13 protein-coding genes are annotated in these 16005 nt (G+C 55.9%); 9 read left to right on the forward strand and 4 right to left on the reverse strand.

The genetic code is table 11. The features are described from left to right. Positions 1-26: 26 nt before the first annotated feature. Positions 27-1070, reverse strand: coding sequence for a LacI family DNA-binding transcriptional regulator (locus NSS83_RS27530; protein WP_341346912.1), 1044 nt, complete (start codon positions 1068-1070; stop codon positions 27-29). A gap of 258 nt (positions 1071-1328) precedes the next feature. On the opposite strand from NSS83_RS27530, the gene NSS83_RS27535 reads away from it, so the two are divergent. The 4 genes from NSS83_RS27535 (at position 1329) to NSS83_RS27550 (ending at position 4739) form a co-directional block, all read left to right on the forward strand. After that, the gene (locus tag NSS83_RS27535; RefSeq protein WP_341346913.1) at positions 1329-2861 is read left to right on the forward strand and encodes a DUF5605 domain-containing protein; all 1533 of its coding nucleotides are present in this window, start codon (positions 1329-1331) and stop codon (positions 2859-2861) included. 1 nt (position 2862) lies between these two features. Next, positions 2863-3900: a Gfo/Idh/MocA family oxidoreductase gene (locus NSS83_RS27540; protein WP_341187566.1), complete on the forward strand. Its 1038-nt coding sequence runs from the start codon at positions 2863-2865 to the stop codon at positions 3898-3900. After that, positions 3878-4006, forward strand: coding sequence for a hypothetical protein (locus tag NSS83_RS27545; RefSeq protein WP_341187567.1), 129 nt, complete (start codon positions 3878-3880; stop codon positions 4004-4006). Before NSS83_RS27540 ends, NSS83_RS27545 begins: the two co-directional genes overlap by 23 nt. 67 nt (positions 4007-4073) lie before the next feature. After that, positions 4074-4739: a serine/threonine protein kinase gene (locus NSS83_RS27550; protein WP_341346914.1), complete on the forward strand. Its 666-nt coding sequence runs from the start codon at positions 4074-4076 to the stop codon at positions 4737-4739. 65 nt (positions 4740-4804) lie between these two features. Here NSS83_RS27550 and NSS83_RS27555 read toward each other — a convergent pair whose 3' ends face one another. After that, entirely contained in the window at positions 4805-5701 is an 897-nt protein-coding gene (locus tag NSS83_RS27555) for a helix-turn-helix domain-containing protein (protein ID WP_341346915.1), read from the reverse strand. 607 nt (positions 5702-6308) lie between these two features. Between NSS83_RS27555 and NSS83_RS27560 the strand changes: the two genes are divergently transcribed. From NSS83_RS27560 to NSS83_RS27575, 4 genes are all read left to right on the forward strand, one after another. Then, complete coding sequence (locus NSS83_RS27560; protein ID WP_341346916.1) at positions 6309-9827, forward strand: DUF5107 domain-containing protein; 3519 nt, start codon at positions 6309-6311, stop codon at positions 9825-9827. Between the two features lie 21 nt (positions 9828-9848). Continuing rightward, complete coding sequence (locus NSS83_RS27565) at positions 9849-11813, forward strand: sugar-binding domain-containing protein (protein WP_341346917.1); 1965 nt, start codon at positions 9849-9851, stop codon at positions 11811-11813. Between the two features lie 28 nt (positions 11814-11841). After that, on the forward strand, positions 11842-13128 hold the full coding sequence (locus NSS83_RS27570; protein WP_341187572.1) for a cellulase-like family protein: 1287 nt from the start codon (positions 11842-11844) through the stop codon (positions 13126-13128). 146 nt (positions 13129-13274) lie between these two features. Beyond that, a complete protein-coding gene (locus NSS83_RS27575) occupies positions 13275-13670 on the forward strand; it encodes a DUF488 domain-containing protein (protein ID WP_341187573.1) in 396 nt (131 codons plus the stop codon). A gap of 67 nt (positions 13671-13737) precedes the next feature. Here the strand turns inward: NSS83_RS27575 and hmpA are convergent, their stop codons facing one another. Then, positions 13738-14919, reverse strand: a complete 1182-nt coding sequence (gene hmpA, locus NSS83_RS27580) for an NO-inducible flavohemoprotein (protein ID WP_341188095.1) — start codon at positions 14917-14919, stop codon at positions 13738-13740. A gap of 163 nt (positions 14920-15082) precedes the next feature. On the opposite strand from hmpA, the gene NSS83_RS27585 reads away from it, so the two are divergent. Next, entirely contained in the window at positions 15083-15571 is a 489-nt protein-coding gene (locus NSS83_RS27585; RefSeq protein ID WP_341187574.1) for an Rrf2 family transcriptional regulator, read from the forward strand. On the opposite strand, the gene NSS83_RS27590 is transcribed toward NSS83_RS27585, so the two are convergent. Further along, entirely contained in the window at positions 15528-15944 is a 417-nt protein-coding gene (locus tag NSS83_RS27590) for a hypothetical protein (RefSeq protein ID WP_341187575.1), read from the reverse strand. The two genes, NSS83_RS27585 and NSS83_RS27590, sit on opposite strands and share 44 nt — an antisense overlap. Between the last annotated feature and the right edge of the window lie 61 nt (positions 15945-16005).

Genomic DNA, 16005 nt, shown 5'->3' on the forward strand with positions numbered 1-16005 from the left:
TGCAAATAGGCTGTGAGTGTAGCTTATTAATCCCCAGAGGGTTCGAGCCGCCGGCAGGAAGCTCTCTCGATAAAGAGGGTGTCGACTTTGACCTTGGTGCTGACTGCGGGCTGCCGGTGAAGAGAAGCGGTGAACAGATCGACTGCCCACGCGGCCATCCGTTCTTTCTCCACATGAACCGTGGTCAGCTCCGGGGCTACAATCTGTGATTCATTGATGTTATCGAAGCCGATGACGGATACATCCTCCGGGACGGAAAAGCCCAGCTCGCCAAGCGCTTTGATCGCGCTGATGGCGATGTAGTCACATTCACAGAAGAAGGCGGTGGGAAAAGGCTGTCCGCTGTCCTTCAATCGCTGCAGCTTGTCCCGTAACGGCGCCTGGGAGGAAAATAAGGTCGGCGGCACCTCCAGTATACTGCTCCGGGGGATCTCCACCTTCGCCTCCGCTATGGCGTCCATGAACCCGCGCTGCCGTTCCCCGAAGTTATGAATCCGCTCCTCGGATGCAATATAGCCGATCCTCCGGTGTCCGTGGCCGGTCAGATAGGTGCCCGCCTGATAAGCCCCCATATAATTATTGATCTCGACAAAATGGACAGGCAGCGCATCGAAGCAGGTATCCAGCACGATTAGGCCGGGCAGCTTGTCCGCGATATCGGCTATTCTGGCCGCATCCAGGCTGGTCCCGAGCAGAATCACGCCGCTGGTGGGCTCCTCCATCACCGCTTGAATGCCCTGCTCATAGTGCTTCTCTTCAATCGCGGAGAACATCAGACTGTAGCCCCCCATCCGGCAGCGTTCCTCAATATGATGAATCAGCTCCCGGAAGAAGGGCTGCTGATAATACTCCTCATGAACGAGTCCGGCATTGGTGAACACCAGGAACCGCAGGGTGGTGGGGTTCGCCTCAGCGGCGGCCGCTCTTCCCCTGCCGGTATATCCATAGGTCTCCGCCAGGCGCAGGATTCGCCCGCGTGTCTCCGGCCCGACCCCCGGCTTCCCGTTCAGCGCCAGCGAGACGGCCCCTTTGGAGACCCCGGCCAGCCGGGCAAGCTCCTCCATATTCAATGACAAGACCTCCATTTCGCATCGTAGCTTAAGTATGTTTAGTGTAAGGGAAGGTGCCGATTTTAGCAATGAAGCGGTTATGAACCGGTTTGTTTAGTTATGTTTAGTTGTAAAAAATAATATTGACGATAATTATAAGGTGATGTAGGATTGCTTTAGAATAGATATAAAGTTGTTTCATCTGATTTGTTTAGTTAATGTTTAGTTCAATGTTGCTAATTGTATATCTGAGGATTCATACAGAAGGGAGCAGGACTTATGGCTAATCCGAAGGAAGCAGGGCAGGCTGAAGCATTTCAGGGGAGGATCTCCATATCGGTGCCGGACCAGACTTCGCAGTGGGGGGTATGTGAAATTGTACTGCAAGGAGGCCCTGCAGGGGGCAATCCGTTTACAGAGGTAGCGCTGCAGGCGGAATTCTCGATGGGAGACCGTTCGGTTCTGGTTCTGGGCTTCTATGATGGAGACGGGGTGTACCGCATCCGCTTCATGCCGGAGCACCAGGGGAGGTGGACGTTCCGGACCAGCAGCAATGCGCCTGCTCTGCATGGACTTGAGGGGGAACTGGAATGCATAGCGGCGGCAGGGGAGAATCATGGCCCGGTCCGGGTGCGGAACACCTTTCATTTTGCCTATGCGGACGGAACGCCCTATCTTCCTGTCGGCACCACCTGCTACGCCTGGACCCACCAGGGGGACGAAATGGAGCGTCAGACACTGGATACGCTGAAAGCGTCTTCTTTTAACAAAATAAGAATGTGCGTGTTCCCGAAATCCTACTCCTATAACGAGAATGAACCGGAGTACTATCCTTATGAAGGCTCGGTCCAGGCAGGCTGGGATTACAGCCGGTTCAACCCGGCATTCTTCCGGCATCTGGAGGAGCGGATTGCAGACCTTGGGGAGCTGGGCGTCGAGGCCGACCTGATTCTGTTCCACCCGTATGACCGCTGGGGCTTCGCAGATATGGGCAAGGAGGCGGATGACCGCTATCTCCGGTACCTTGTAGCCAGACTCTCGGCTTACCGCCATATCTGGTGGTCGCTGGCCAATGAATATGATTTCATGAGCAACAAGCTGCTGGCCGACTGGGAGAGGTACGCGCATATTGTAACGTCTTATGACCCTTACGGGCACCTGATCTCTAATCACAACGGTATAGCCTTCTATGATTTCAACCAGCCCTGGGTTACGCATTGCAGTATTCAGCGTGTGGATGCATACAAGACCTCCGAGAATACGGACGAATGGAGACGGCGCTGGAATAAGCCTGTCGTAATCGATGAATGTGTCTACGAGGGTAATGTCGAGCATGGCTGGGGAAATATTACCGGGGAAGAGATGGTCCGGCGCTTCTGGGAAGGTGCGGTCCGTGGAGGATATGTGGGACATGGGGAAACCTACCTGCACCCGGAGGATAAGCTCTGGTGGGCCAAGGGCGGCCAGCTGTATGGCACGAGTCCTGAGCGGATTGCTTTTCTGCGGCGTGTGCTGGAGGAAGGGCCTTCAGAGGGGCTGAACCCGTTGCCTTCAGATTGGGATCTGCCCAGAGCCGGCGTGGAGAATGAATATTATCTCTACTATTTCGGATTCAACCGGCCGGGCTTCCGCCAATTCACGATGAACCCGGAGTTCCGCTACAAGGTGGAGCTGCTGGATACCTGGAACATGACGGTGGAAGAGCTTACGGGTAGCTATCAGGGAACCTTCAGGGTCGATCTTCCGGGACGGACCTATATGGCGGTGAGAATGACTCGCCTGCACGATGAGTATGACTTGGAGGCTAAATAGGATGTGGAAGATTGGTATAGTGGGCGCCGGGTATTGGTCAGATAAGCATTTGCAGGCATGGCAGCGTATCCCCGGCGTTCAGATTCAAGGCCTGTGCGAACTGGATGCGGTTAAGCTGCACAGTAAGGGGGAGGCATACGGGATTCCCCGGGACATGCTGTACTCCACGCTGGAAGAGATGCTGTCTTCTGCGGAGCTGGATGTAGTGGATATTATTACTGCGCCGGATACCCATCCCGGGCTGGTCGGACTGGCCGCACAGGCCGGGAAGCATATCATGTGCCAAAAGCCTTTTGCCCGTTCTATGGAGGAAGCTTGTGAAATGGTGGAAACGGCGCGTGCTGCGGGCGTCCGGCTGATGGTTACCGAGAACTGGCGCTGGCTGCAGCCGATTCAAGCTATCCGCAAGCTGCTGGATGTGGGAGCGGCAGGACAGCTCCAGACGATCCGCTATATTCACACGGATTATTATTCACCACGGTTTGCCCCGGAGAATGAGCTGCCGCAGCCGTTCTTCCGGGAGATGCCGAGGCTGCTGTTCTATGAGATGGGGGTTCACTGGTATGATACGTGGCGCTTCCTGTTCGGGGAGCCGAAGCGGCTGTATGCGGAGACCCGGAAGGCCAGCCCGTATATTGCCGGGGAGGACGCCGGGCTGATTACCCTCGGCTATGAGGATTATATGGGCCTGATGGATATGAGCTGGGCCACCCGGCAGAATCTGCCGGGCAGGCTCACGCTGCCTGTGCTGCCGGACCATAAGGAACAGCTGATTATTGAAGGCGATCAGGCAACGATCAAGCTGTACAGCAGCGGTACCCTCAGCCTGATCGATAACAGCGGTACCGAGACGGTCGTGTCGGAGAAGAACGGGCTTGATTTTGAAGAGAGCCATTACCGCCTGCAGTCGCATTTCATTGAATGCCTGAACACTGGCGAGGAATTCCAGACGAGCGGCGAAGATAATCTGAAGACACTGGAGCTTGTATTCGGGACCTACCGAAGTGCGGAGGAGCATGAGGTTATTCATTTGGCATAGCGGGCGGTGTCCATTATGGGCGATTGTAACCGATACCCTTGGATATACGAAGAACCGGGGAGCTTTTGTCCGGTTCTTCGCCATGCTTACCGGCAAGATTGGCTGATCGCCGGGGAATAGCGTACACTGGGTGGATAGAGTCATTACTGAACTTAAGCTGCGGGGTGAGAAGGATGGACAAGCTGCTGGAGCAGATCACGGGCGAGTTGCTGGGGCTGGTTAAAATAGAGAGCGTGAATCCGCTGGAGCCGGTGAAGGTCAGTCGTGTACCGAAGCTCTGGAGGGTACTCGGAACCGGAAATTATGCGGCTGTCTTCTGCCGTCAGGGGGCTGAGGCTTACGCAGTGAAGATCTACGCGCCGGGCAGGCCGGGCATTGAGGAAGAAGCAGAGGTGTACCGCCGCCTTGGGCAGCATCCGGCTTTCTCGGAATGCTATTATGCCGGAGCGGATTACCTGGTCCTCAAAAGGCTGGGCGGAGTCACCTTCTACGATGCCATGAAACGGGGCATTCTCATTACCGGACAGGCCATTGAAGACATTGACAACGCGCTTCAGTATGCGAGATCCCGGGGACTGCGCCCGCATGATATCCACGCCAAGAATGTGATGCTCCGGGACGGCCGGGGACTGATTGTAGATGTCTCGGATTTCCTGAAGGATGATGATTGCAGCATGTGGGAGGATTACAAGCGGTTGTATTACCGGTTATACAGGCCGGTGGCCTCCCGCCGGGTATTTCCCGTTCCCCGTCTGATTTTGGAGACAGTCCGCAGAGGGTACCGGTTCTGGCGGCGGCGGAAGCAGGGGCGGACCGGGTTCACTCTTTTCCGGAAATGACAGAGGCTGGTAGATCAAAGCCTGCAGCCTGCGGTACGGATAAGAAAAGCGGCTCCGGTCCGGCTTCACCCCTTCGGAATTCGGCGATAGCTGGAGGGGGAGAAGCCGGAGATTCGCTTGAACAGCCGGGAGAAATAATAAGGGTCGTTGATCCCTACGGCAGAGCCGACCTCCTTAATGCTGAGTTCGGTAAGATCGAGCAGATGGCCAGCGCGCTGGATTTTGAGCCGCAGGAAATATTCGATCGGGGAGACCCCGGTCTCGGCGTTGAAGATATAGATCAGATGCTGCTTCGACACGCCGGCATGCTTAGCGAGCTCGGGCAGGGTGAGGGTGCTGCCCAGCCGTCCGTTCATATACTGGATTGCCTGTTCCAGATACGTCTCCCGCTTCTTCTCCTGAGCTGATTTCCCGGTACTGAGGCCTATCCCGGAGAGCAGTTGCCTAACCGTCTGAGCGATGTGCACATGGGTAGCCAGGGCATAAGTTCGCTCAGCCAGCAGCTCATAAGCAGGGACGAACCAGTCGATGAGCCGGGCCTTGCCGCTCGGGGCTAAGGCGAAGGGGGCACCGGACAATCCGAACAGCTTCACCAGCCGGTCGGCATGGCTTCCTTTGAAATGGAACCAGTAAATGCTCCATGGCTTCTCCTGCATGGCCCCGTACCGGTGAGGGGTGCCTGGTGGAATAATCATCATGTCCCCCGGCTGCAGGGTCATCGCCTCCCCGTGGTTCAGCTCCACCCAGCCCTCCCCTGCTTCACATAAGATCAAGATATGCGACGGGCTGCCTTCCAGGCGTTCCCTGAAATGATGCCGGGCATTCGGGAAGTACCCGATGTCCGTAATGAACAAGGAGGCGGTCAGCTCCTCCTGCTCTAACTCCTTCATCCAGTACTCCGGCAGCACGTACAGCTTCTCCTCCTCGAATCCTTCCGGCTTACGGATATTACTATCATTCATGCCGCTTCCCCCTCCCGATAGATCGTATATAAACCACACGTTAGACTCTGGCCCAACCAACTAACTAACTTTCCAATCCCTGCCCGCCGACACCAGCGTATTCATCAGAAGGCCTAGAACAGGATAGCCGCTTACAAAGTGAAATTGAGATTTTATGGAGCTGTAGAGGCTGAATAGAGGAAATGCTGAGATGCTGAGAATGTTGCAATGCTGAGATGATGAAAATGTTGCACATTTTGCAATTTTGATTCCCGGATAAGGGAGGGCAGAGTGGATTGTTGCACAAAATGCAGGAATTTCCCCGTTTGGCCGCCGGAAGGAGGACAGATGTTGCTTTTTGTGCAACATTTCCGGTTTATGGCTGAATTCAGGGGCGGAATGTTGCATTATGGGCAGAATTTAGGAAAAGAGCAATCCGATCGCAAAGAGCGGCTGATCCCCCACCCCAACCAGCGGCCGAGAAAGTGTATATTCACTGCAGTGACGCCCGGAATCTAAGCTTGCACAGAATAAGAATATAATCCATCACTTCCCGCATTTCGTCAATTGGAACCTTCCCGGCCAGAGGCTAGAGTAGAACTATCAAGTCAAGGGAGGCAGTGAAGGCATGCAGCATACAGGTAGCGGTAAGATGCCGGAGGCAGGCGGGGGGAACACAGACTTCGCTGGCAATGGGGACAACACGTATAATGCAGGCAACGCGGACAACGCGGACTACGCAGACAGAGCGGATAGAGCGGACCGGGTGCAGGTACGGGAGGCCAGTGTGATTATACCAACCTATGAAGCAGGCGCCGCTGATCCAAATCCTATGTTTCTGGAGAAAAGAGTCTATCAGGGAAGCTCCGGGCGTGTATACCCGCATCCCGTGATTGAGAGCATCTCGGATGTGAAGCAGGATAAGGCGTACAAGCTGATTATTCTGGAGAATGAATATCTGCGGATAGAGATCATGCCGGAGCTTGGAGGGCGGATCTACCGGGCGCTGGACAAGACGAATAACTATGATTTTGTCTATTATAACCGAGTGATCAAGCCCGCGCTGGTCGGTCTTGCGGGTCCCTGGATCTCCGGGGGCATTGAGTTCAACTGGCCGCAGCATCACCGCCCGAATACATTCGGACCCGTAGAATATAAGCTTGAGACTGCTGCGGATGGAAGCGCTATCCTTTGGGTGAGCGAGATTGACCGGATGTACGGGACGAAGGTTACGGCTGCATTCAGACTCTACCCCGGTTCCGCTTATCTGGAGGTCAATGCCCAGTGCTATAACAGGACACCGCAGGCGCAGACCTTCCTCTGGTGGGCCAATCCGGCGGTTGCGGTTAATGATCAGACGCAGTCTGTTTTTCCGCCTGATGTTACAGCCGTCCTCGATCACGGTAAAAGGGATGTATCGCGCTTCCCTATTGCGACCGGCACCTACTACAAACAGGATTATTCGGAAGGCGTGGACATCTCCCGCTATAAGAATATCCCGGTTCCGACCTCCTATATGGCCTACAAGTCCGATTATAATTTCGTCGGCGGATATGATCACGGTGCCCAGGCCGGGCTGCTGCATGTGGCTAATCATCATATCTCACCGGGGAAGAAGCAATGGACCTGGGGGAACGGGGAGTTCGGGCAGGCCTGGGACCGCCAGCTGACCGATGAAGACGGACCTTATATTGAACTTATGACGGGCGTATACACCGATAATCAGCCTGACTTCACCTGGCTGCAGCCGTATGAGGAGAAGAGCTTCACCCAGTATTTCATGCCGTATAAGGGCATCGGTCTGGTGAGAAATGCCTCGGTAGACGCTGCGGTCAATCTGGAGGTTGATGCGGCATTGGCTCAGGCGGTGGTGAAAGTATATGTTACTTCACGGTTTGAACAGGCTATTATCCGGTTGAGCGGAGCCGGTGGTGATTATCTGCAGGAGACCGCAGATTTGTCCCCGGTAGAGGCCATAGAGCTTACAGTCATACTGCATCGCGGAGAAGAGGAGCATGACCTCAAGCTGACAGTCCAAAGTGCAGAGGGCAGGCTGCTGGTCGCCTATCAGCCGAAGCGGCCGGAGATCGGGCGCATCCCCGAGGCGGCGAAGCCGCTGGCAGCGCCGGAAGAACTGCGTTCAGCAGAGGAGCTGTATCTGGCCGGTCTGCATCTGGAGCAGTACCGGCATGCCACCTTTGAGCCGGAGGCTTATTATCTGGAGGGGCTTAAGCGGGACAGCGGGGATATCCGGCTGAATGTGGCGTATGGAACGCTGCTGCTCCGCCGCGGGCAATATGCCCAGAGTGAGCCCTTGTTCCGCCGCGCCATTGAACGTCTGACCTCACGTAATCCTAACCCGTATGACAGCGAAGCTTACTATCAGCTGGGGGTTGCCCTGCGCGGCCAGAACCGCCTGGATGAGGCTTTTGCCGCCTATTACAAGGCGGTATGGTCGGCAGCCTGGCAGGATGCAGGGTATTACTCACTAGCTCAGATTGCCTGCCAGCAGGGCCGGTATGCCGAGGCATTGGAGCTGGCGGAGCGTTCGCTGATCCGCAATGCGCGTAACTATAAGGCGAGGAACCTGAGGTCTGCTCTCCTGCGCAGACTTGATCGGCCGCAGCAGGCGAGAGAATTCGCCAGTGAGACTGTGCAGCTTGATCCTGCTGATTTTGGCGCATATAACGAGCTGGTCCTGACTCTTGCAGCACTGGAGGACCCTGCTGCGGCAGAAGAGGCGCTGACGGAATTGGAGCGGCTTATGCGTGGTGGCGCACACAACTACCTTAATCTTATGGCGGATTATATGGACTGCGGACTCTATGCGGAAGCTCTTGCCGTAGGGCAGAGGGCAGTCAAACGCGGAGCATCCGAAACTGACACCGACACCGACACCGACACCGACACCGAATCCGTCTACCCAATGCTGTATTATGCCCTTGGCGAAATCTATGAGCGTATAGGACAAGTCGGGCAAGCACGGGAGGCCCGCCGCAAGGGGCAAGCGGCCCGCCCGCTGCACTGCTTCCCGAACACCCTGTCCGAGCTTGAATGGCTGTTAAGCGCCGTCCGGGCGAACCCCATGGATGATAAGGCCCACTACTATCTGGGCAATCTCTATTATGACAAGAAGCGGCCGGAGGAAGCGGCGGCGAGCTGGGAGCGTTCACGTGAACTGAGAGGGGATTTCGCCATCGTTCACCGCAATCTGGCGCTGGCTTATTACAACAAGCAGAACAATCCTGAGGCGGCGCTCGCTTCATTGGAGCAGGCCTTCGCCTGTGCGCCGCAGGATGCGCGGATACTGTATGAGCTGGATCAGCTGCGTAAGAAGCTTGCGTGGTCTGCCGGGGAACGACTGGGTCATCTAGAGGCACATCGCAATCTGGTAGAGCAGCGGGATGATCTGTATATCGAATATGTTACTTTGCTTAACCAGCTTGAGCACTATGACGAAGCAATTAGGGAAATAAGCTCGCGTACCTTCCATCCATGGGAGGGCGGGGAGGGAAAGGTGACCGGGCAATACCAATTCGCCCACAGCGGTCTTGGCAGACAGGCGCTGGAGAGCGGGCAGTATGAAGCGGCACTGGAGCATTTCCGGCTGGCGCTGGCCTATCCGCATAATTTGGGCGAGGGCAGGCTGGAGGGAGCGCAGGAGAATAATATCTATTATAACCTTGGCCGGGTATATGAAGGACTTCAGCAGGAACAAGAGGCTGCCTGCTGCTACAGAACGGCTTCACAAGGTCTGTCGGAGCCAGTAAGCGCGGTGTTCTACAATGACCAGCCGCCGGAGATGATTTTCTACCAGGGACTGGCTTGGCTGAGGCTTCAGGAGCCGAAGGAAGCAAAACGGCGCTTCAACCGATTGATCGATTATGCCGAGCGGCATCTCTTTGACGATATCAAGCTGGACTATTTCGCCGTATCGCTGCCGGATTTCCTGGTGTTCGAGGATGACCTCAACCGGCGTAATGTCATCCATTGCCGCTACATGCGGGGACTCGGGCTTCTCGGGCTGGGCCGGTATGAAGCAGCGGCAGCGGAGCTTGATACAGCGCTGGCCCTGGACCCTAATCATCAGGGGGCCGGGGTTCACAGACGGATGGCCGGCAGTGCACTGAACCGGGGACAACTCTAAGCAGAAGGAGGACAACAGAGTATGCATACAACAGGACGGCATAATTTAAGTCTGGACGAAGACTGGTGTTTTCAGGCGGATACAGCAGGTATAGGGGAGCATGAGGAATGGCAGATTACAGGCTTGCCAGCCCCAAGGAAGGTTGCGGTTCCGCATACCTGGAATGTGGAGGAAGGTCTGGAGGAGCACCGGGGAGCCGGGTGGTATGAGTATAGCATCAGTATTCCTGAGGCGTGGAGCGGCAGCCGGTTCCGCCTGCATTTTGAAGCCGTCTACCGTGATGCGGTGATCTGGGTCAACGGCCAGAGGGCCGGTTCGCATGTCAACTCAGGGTATACTGCCTTTGAGCTGGAGGTAACCGCGCATATTCTGCATGGCAAGGAGAACCGGATTACGGTAAAAGCGGATAATTCCCCGTCCGCTCAGGCGCTCCCGCAAGGCCGCAGCTTCGACTGGGCTGATGATGGAGGGATCATCCGGCCTGTCCAGCTTATTGTAACCGGCCCGGCCGCAGTCCAGCATATCCGCGTCACCCCGGAAGTCCGGTTTGGACCAGCGGGCCTGCAGGCATCCGGCCGGTTGCTGGCAGAAGTGCAGCTATGCGGACCCTCTGCTTCAGCGACTGTAGAGACGTTGATACTCAAGGAGGGGACAAGGATTTGGGGGGATCTCCAGCCTTTGCCTCCGCAATCCGAGACCTGGCAGCTTGCCGGGATGGAGTGGCTCCCGGTGGACTTATGGCATTTCGATCATCCGCAGCTCTATCAGCTTAAGCTCACCATCCGTGAAGGCGGGCAGCTTCATGATGAGGTAACCGTGAACTTCGGGTTCCGTGAGATTGTGGTCCGAGGGCAGGAGCTATGGCTGAACCGCGAGCCTGTCCGCCTGATGGGCGCGGAATGGATGCCGGGTTCTAACCCCGCGGTTGGCATGGCCGAGAAGCGGGAGGATCTCAGCGCGATGCTGGAGCGGCTGAAAGAGGCGAACGCTGTGATCACGCGCTTCCACTGGCAGCAGGGGAATGAGCTGCTGGACTGGTGTGACCGCAACGGAATCCTTGTGCAGGAGGAAATCCCGCATTGGCAGCAGCCGGGGGAACCGGATCAGCAGACGTTCGCGGCAGCCTTGTCCCAGGCGAAGGAAATGATCTGCGGCCATTCCCATCATCCGTGTATCTTCGCCTGGGGGATGGGCAATGAGCTGAATGGACAGTCGGAGACCACCCTCCGGTACATGGAACAGCTGAAGCAGGAGATCCATACGCTGGATTCACAGCGCCTGATTAACTATGTGAGCAACACGGTGCACCTGCAGCCGCGTAGTGATGCTACGGGAGCCGGGGACCTGCTGATGTGGAATGACTATATCGGAACCTGGCACGGCGGGCTGGATGAGGATGAGGTCATCCGGCAAATGCTGGCCGATTATCCGGATAAGCCGGTGGTAGTGGCTGAATATGGCCTTTGCGAACCGGTGTACGAAGGCGGAGACCCTAGAAGAACAGAAATCCTTATGCACAAAACAGAGCTTTACCGTAAGTATCCCCAATTTGCTGCCCTGATCTTTTTTAGTCTGAATGATTACCGTACGCAAATGGGAGAAGACGGGCAGGGAAGATGGAAGCAGCGGGTTCATGGTTCGGTGGATGTGCATAACCGGGTGAAGCCCTCTTTTGCCGCCTTGCGTGAGATTTCTTCACCGCTCCTGCTGTCAGAGTCCCCTTGCTGGAACGGAAGAGAGCTTGTAGTAACCCTGAAGTGCCGGAAGGATATTCCCAGCTATGCCGTACAGGGCTATTATGTAACAGTGTCTGCGGATAGTGTAGAAGGGGTGATACAGGTGATTCCTGATATGCAGCCGGGAGAGCTCCGCACCCTGAACCTTACGCTGACTGCTGCTCCTGCGCCGGGACTAACGCTAACCGTCTGCCGTCCGAACGGCTTCAGCGTGCTGGAGCTGGAATTGAGCCAGTACTCGACCCGGTAATTCAACCTAATCCTAAGGAGTGAAAAAAATGGATACAGTGCTGAGCAGGCTGCCGCGCAAGCTTACCCTAACCATGTGGGATTTCTCCTGGTATACGATGACCTTACCGGGCGAGCCCTATCATGATCTGGCGGCAAGATGTAAGGAAGCGGCGGACAGAGGGTACAACACCATCCGGATCTGTGCTATGCCGTTCCTGTTGTTCACGGAGGAAGGCAAACGCCCCGGACCGCTGCACTTCGGCAGTCTGGGGGAAGTGGGCCAGCGTACCCGCTGGTACAACTGCCGTGGAGGTGCCGTGCTGGACGGGCATGCGCATCTGCTGGAGCTGTTCAGACAGGCCAAGGCGCACGGACTCTACATTATGCTGTCTTCCTGGGAGTATCAGCAGAGCCCCAGCTTCCTGGCCTATCCCGCGCTGCGGGATGAGCTGGCTGCAATTGCTCCCGCAGAGCGGTTCATGGCCCTGGCCCGGTCGATGAACCAGCTCATCCGGTTCATCAAGGCGGAAGGCTTCGCCGGTCAGATTGTCTATGCCGAGCTGCACAATGAAGTGGAGTTCGGGCAGCTTACGGCCGTGGGTGTCGAACAGGGCATCGGTGAAGCGGATACGCCGAGATTGGTGGAGGCCATGCAGCCTTATATTGAGGAAGCAGTGGGTTATCTCCGGGAACAGCATCCCGATGTTCTGATCACGGCCAGCTATACGCTGAACGAGGTTTATCCGAAGGCCTATGTTGCCCGCAATCTGCAGGTAGCCCACTATCATCTCTATCTCAAAGGCGTGCTGAATGAGCTTATGGACGCTGCAGGGTTGAATGATGATGAGGTGCCTTTTCCGAATGCCTTTGTCCGGTCTATGCTGAGGGAAGAGGCCCCGCCTTTTGGGGAATGGACCCTGCCCGCAGGGCAGGAGTGGCGGATGGAGGGCAATCCGGTCGGGATGAAGCTGATCTATCTGCATGACTGGGCCGACCCTGATCTATGGGATCTCTATCTGTATGACCGCTACGGAGCCCACAAGCTGGCGATGCTGCAAAAAGCGGACATGCGCCTGGAAGAAGCGCAGGAATGGGCTGCACATTCCGGCCTGCCGGTGGTAATCGGCGAAGGCTATGTCGGCTATACCCCGCTGCTTGCAGGCTTCGAGGAGGGGCCGGTCGGGAAGTTCATTGCCGAGTATGCGCTGCGTAAGGGGATGGCCCTGGGCTTCTGGGGCATGACGCTGTGCTCCAACTGTGCGCCGCATCATCCGTTCTGGCAGGATGTGGCTTGGCAACAGCGGTGGAACCGGTACATTCTTGAAGCGGAGTAGAGGAGTGGCAGAGTCAGTGTGCCGGACTGACAGACCGCCAGAATATCAGCATGTCATGCCGCATCTCTCTAGGACGACAGCCGTTGGAGGTAGAGTTGGCTCCGTGGTATATTGGGTGTAATAGTGGTGAGCAGGAGGGATGCAGCATGGGAGAGTCATCCGGCGGCAAGGGCGCTGATGCTCCGTACGCTATTGGTCTGAAGCGGATCTATGAGCCTTCGGACCCCGGGGACGGCTACCGGATTCTGGTGGACCGGCTGTGGGCGCGCGGAGTGACGAAGCAGCAGGCGGCCATTGACGAGTGGATGAAGGATATCGCTCCAAGCCCGGCGCTGCGCCGGTGGTTCGGCCACCTGCCGGAGCGGTTCACGGCATTCAAGGAACGGTATACCAGGGAGCTGGAGGAGAACCCGGCATGCGCAGGGCTTGCGGAATCGATCCGGGAGCGGGCGCTTGAACAGAAGGTCACGCTGGTCTATGCGGCGAAGAACCCTGTCCATAACCATGCGAAGGTACTCTATGAATGGCTGATCTCACGTTGAAAAAAACGGGCTTCCTCCGAACCGGTAACGGTTCGGCAGGCGGCCCGTGTGCTTTTTGCTGAACAATCTACGCGTTGCTGAGCTGCAGTGCCGGTCCGAAGAACTCATAATGAATCTGAGCCTCGGTCATTCCCAGCTTCCGCAGTTCGCCAATCATGGCTTCCATAAAAGGAACGGGCCCGCACACGTAAGCTTCACCGGTAACATCTACATAGCTCTTCAGAATTTCGCCTGTAATCACGCCATCCGGCCCGCCGGAGAAGAAGGTTCTGGTCTTGACGTTGCTCAGCGCCGCCGCATGCTTCTCAATATCCTTCCCGAAGGCAGCGAGCGATTCGTTTCGTGCAGAGTGGAGGAAGACAACCGGCCGGTCCGGTGTTACATTAGCCACAGTCTCAAGCATGCTCATCATGGGGGTGATGCCTACGCCGCCCGAGATGAACGCTACAGGGGTGGTTCGGGAAGTATCCAGCAGGAACTCACCGGCAGGTGCGCTCACCTCAACAGTATCGCCCTCATTTACCCCGTTATGAAGATAGACAGACACTACGCCATTCGGGTCATTCGTCTCCTCGCGTTTCACTGAAATGCGGAATTCATCCCGCTTCGGCGCTTGGGATAGGCTGTACTGGCGGATCATGGTGTACTGCTCTCCAGGGATCAGCACGCGGACAGAGATGTATTGGCCCGGTTTATAGTCTGGTACATTCGAGCCATCGGCCGGCTTCAAGTAGAAGGAGGTAATGCTGCCGCTCTCCTGAACCTTACGAACTATGGTAAAAGGTTTGAAGAAGTTCCAGCCGTTGTCCTGCTCCCGCGCTTCCTTGTACATGCTGTCTTCTACGCCGATGAATGCATCGGCAATGACGCCGTAGGCCGCTTCCCAGGCAGTGAGGATCTCATCGGTAGCTGCATCGCCCAGCACTTCCTTGATCGCTTTCAGCAGAAATTCACCGACAATCGGGTAATGCTCCGGCTTGATGCCGAGACTGACATGCTTGTGGGCGATCTGAATCACCGCCGGGAGTATATTCTCAAGGTTGTCTATATGGACAGCCGCTGCATAGACCGCATTAGCCAGTGCCGCCTGCTGGCGGCCTTGCGCCTGGTTGGCGTGGTTGAACACATTCAGTAGTTCCGGGTGGGCCTCGAACAGATTTTTGTAGAACACCGTTGTAATGGTAGTGCCGTGTTCCGCCAGGACGGGCGCGGTGGATTTGACAATGTCACGAGCTTGCTTTGATAAAATATCAATCATCCCCTCTCCATATAGTACAAAATTAATATATACGGTTTTGAAGATAAAAGATATATTTAAAATACCACTTTAACAAATTGGACAAAAAATATGATAAACTTTGTAATAAATATCACTTACATTTAGCTGAGTTAAAATAGAACGGAGCATGACTATGAGGCTGACGTTATACACCGATTATTCCCTGCGAATCCTCATGTATCTGGGAGCCAAGCAGCGGGAGGAGTTAACAACAATACAGGATATCTCCAGTGCCTACGGCATCTCCAAGAATCATCTGATGAAGGTCTCCCATGAACTCGGCAAGGCAGGCTATATTGAAACGGTCAGGGGGCGCGGGGGAGGAATCAGGCTTGCGCTTGCGCCGGAGAAGATCAATATCGGGGAGGTCGTGCGCCGGATGGAGGATGATTTCTATCTCGTGGAATGCTTCAACCCTTCAGGCGGCAGCTGTCCGATCTCTCCGGTGTGTAGACTGAAGGGCGTGCTGGGCAAGGCCCTGCACGCCTATCTTAAGGTGCTGGATGAGTATACGCTCGAGGATCTGCTGATGAATCGAGATGATCTGCGTGCCATTTTGCAGGAGATCAGCAGTAATGCTACTCCCCGAACAGCAGACGCTCTTCATCCCGGCTATGAATAGCGTTCACCACCAGCAGGGCGTGGAACTGGTGCAGCACCTCTGAGGTGAGGCCGTCTTCGGCGAGCATGCTTTTGACATCCTGCACGATGATCCGCAGCAGCTCATGATCCCGCTTCAGCCGGGTAACGGCTTCTTCAAGGGCGGGATTCTTCGCAATCATCTCCTGATAGAAGCCGTCTTCTTCCGCATCGGCATGGCTGAGAATCCGTGTCTCCCAGTACTCAATCAAGTGGTCAGCCGCCTGGCGGGCCACCTCCACTTCCTTAAGCGCCAGCAATTCTTCCACCTCTTCTGTCTTGGCTACAGCGCCGGAGAGCCCGCCCTGATGTATGGCGTGATGGGCATGCAGTTGGCGTAGTGAGGGTCCTGACATCTTCTTCATCCTCCCGTATTATAACTATCTCAGACGTATCTACTGGTCAGTATAGCATATA

The sequence above is a fragment of the Paenibacillus sp. FSL H3-0469 genome, from assembly GCF_038051945.1.
GTDB lineage: Bacteria > Bacillota > Bacilli > Paenibacillales > Paenibacillaceae > Paenibacillus_AQ.